Source organism: Candidatus Equadaptatus faecalis, from assembly GCA_018065065.1.
GTDB lineage: Bacteria > Synergistota > Synergistia > Synergistales > Synergistaceae > Equadaptatus > Equadaptatus faecalis.
Genome location: JAGHTZ010000094.1, coordinates 1 through 2288, shown reverse-complemented (window position 1 = coordinate 2288; position 2288 = coordinate 1). Strand labels below are relative to the sequence as shown.

At 49.0% G+C, this 2288-nt stretch carries 2 protein-coding genes; one reads left to right on the top strand and one right to left on the bottom strand.

The genetic code is table 11. From position 1 onward, the window contains the following. Positions 1-207 (top strand): hypothetical protein (locus KBS54_07560; GenBank protein MBQ0055976.1); only part of this gene is annotated, 207 nt, incomplete at its 5' end. A 69-nt stretch (positions 208-276) separates the two neighbouring features. On the opposite strand, the gene KBS54_07555 is transcribed toward KBS54_07560, so the two are convergent. Then, entirely contained in the window at positions 277-1983 is a 1707-nt protein-coding gene (locus KBS54_07555; GenBank protein MBQ0055975.1) for an SYNERG-CTERM sorting domain-containing protein, read from the bottom strand. Positions 1984-2288 lie beyond the last annotated feature (305 nt).

Here is a 2288-nt window from a genome sequence, read left to right as displayed (position 1 = left end):
CTCGGAAGCGCGGCTCTTAAAATCATTCCCGAAGAAATACGGGACAAAGACGGAATCGTACCGCAGCTTTCAATCTACAGGGACACGAAAAACAACAAAATCGTCATAAGCTGTAATGCCTTTGAACGCTCCGACATCATCACGACGGACGAAAACGGCAACCCCTGTTTTCTTCCCGACACAGAATTTTCCAATGCAAGATACTAAATACAGACAAGCGGAGGACTGGTTCAGTCCCCCGCTTTTGTGTATATCGGTGTATATAAAATTTACCGCTTATTTTTTCTTTCTGTAAAACAGTCCGAGTACGCCGAGCAGCGCGAACGCGCCGAATCCCGCGTTGCAGCCTGACGAGGAGGATTTTTCTCCGTCAAATTTCGCGTCTTCGTTAAGCTCCGCAACGATTATTTCTGTTGTACCGTTCTTGAAGTATTTGCCGTATTCAGGCACGGAGAACGAAATAACGCCGCAATCTCCGTCTTCCTCGTACTCCGCTTTGAACGCCGTGTATTTTGTCAGTTCAGGCGTTCCGCCGTCTGCTAATCCGATTTTTGCCCCGCTGCCGTCTGCCGCTTGTTCCGCTTTGTCCGGAAGAAGCACGGCAAGCCGCTTGTTTTTGTTATAGTCTTTTATTTTGTTTCCGAGCAGAATTTTGAACTTCGCCGTCTGTTTGTCTTCCGCGCCGCCGGACTGTTCAACAGTCATTCCCAGCCTTGTTTTGGAAACTGCTTCCGTCAGCCCAGACACTCCCGTTATCTGTTCGGGGGAGAGTACGGGGACAGGCAGAGTCTGCGTGATTTCATCTTTGATTTTCAGCTGTTCCGGCAGTTCGCTGTCGGGAAGCAGCAGCGCTTTGCCTTCCAGACCATCGTTTGACGTAAGGATTACGTTGTACATTGCGGTCGGCGCGGAGAACCTGTCGGGCTTATCATCGCCGCTGACCTGTTCGGAAACGAACGCCACTTTGCAGTTCCAGCTTGGCAGCGACAAATTTTTGAACGACAGTTGGGCTTCTCCGCTTCCGTTTGTTGACGTGTCCGCAACCTTTGCGTAGTTTATCAGGTTGCCATTATTATCGTAAAGCAGAGCCGAGAGATACATATTTTCGCCCGTTTTCACACCGCTGTATTTCACGGTAACAATGTTGCCTATTGCGATAGTCCAGTGCGCAAGCGCGGTCAGAGTTGCGTTCGGAACGGGAATGCTGCGGTCCGTTTCCGTCAGTTTCCAGCCGCCTGAACCGTCGTAATCCTTCAGCGTAAAGCCGTCGCCGACTTTAACGTCCGCCTTTCCGCCGGTCGGAGCTGTTTTGAAAGCGGTCTGCGCAAAAATCGGGGATTGCAGATTTATTTGCAAAGCCGGACGAACCAAAAGCGTCTCAGATATCACTTCACCGGGGTAATCTACGATGGGGTTGCCCCAGACGTCATGATGAATATCAGCAGCGCGAAGCGGTCCCATACTGCCTTTTGAACGAAGCCACCAGTCCTTGTCGCGGCCAAGTCTGAGGATATCCGCAGGCAGCACCTCTGCCTCAACAACTGAAAGGAGGTAAAGCAAATCGTCGTACTGCGCAGGTCTCATCATTGCACAGTCTGACATATCGTGCTTTTCTATGTAGTTTTTCCCGTCTGCTGTGCCGTTGACTTCTGCCCACGTAAGCTGCGGTCCCGTGTAGCTTTTCATTTCCTTTTCGTAGTCGTTCACCTTCCCGCGGAGAACAGACGAGTAGTAAAGGTTGGCATCGGATATGCCGTTTCTGAATACTGAGCTGCCTATCCCCTCCGTCGTGATTATGTAGCCGCTTTTGTCGTCTTTTTTGAACAGCATCCAGTTGTAGCCGGCGAAATCTGTTTTGTCACCGACCTCGGAAAATATTTTCCCCTCGAATATCCCGACCGCGAACGCCGGCGATACCGAAGCGAATACGAACGATACAAGCATAAATAGTGCCGCAAGTTTCTTAATACTTCTTTGTTTCATAGTGTTTTCTTCCCCTTTCGGAAATAAATTTTGTGCAACTGAAATCTGATTTATGACAACAAAAAATCCGCCGTGATTTGGCATGCCGTTAAGTTTGCAAAATTATGGTCGGCAAATGGAATTTCAGGAATAAAGGAGAGGTGAGAAATGCAAAAATTTTCCTCAGAAGGAGAGAGGTCTGGCTGTCTGTCTGTCTGTCTGTCTGTCTAACGTCGCTGCCCTCCAATGACGAAAGACACATGACGAATTACGAAAGAAAAAACTTTTAGAACCGTTACGAGCATTTGGACAGCAAATAGCAAAAC

What these genes read in the sequence shown, in the direction of transcription:
- KBS54_07555 (MBQ0055975.1), bottom strand. Translation starts at nt 1,983, where the DNA reads ATGAAACAAAGAAGTATTAAGAAACTTGCGGCACTATTTATGCTTGTA.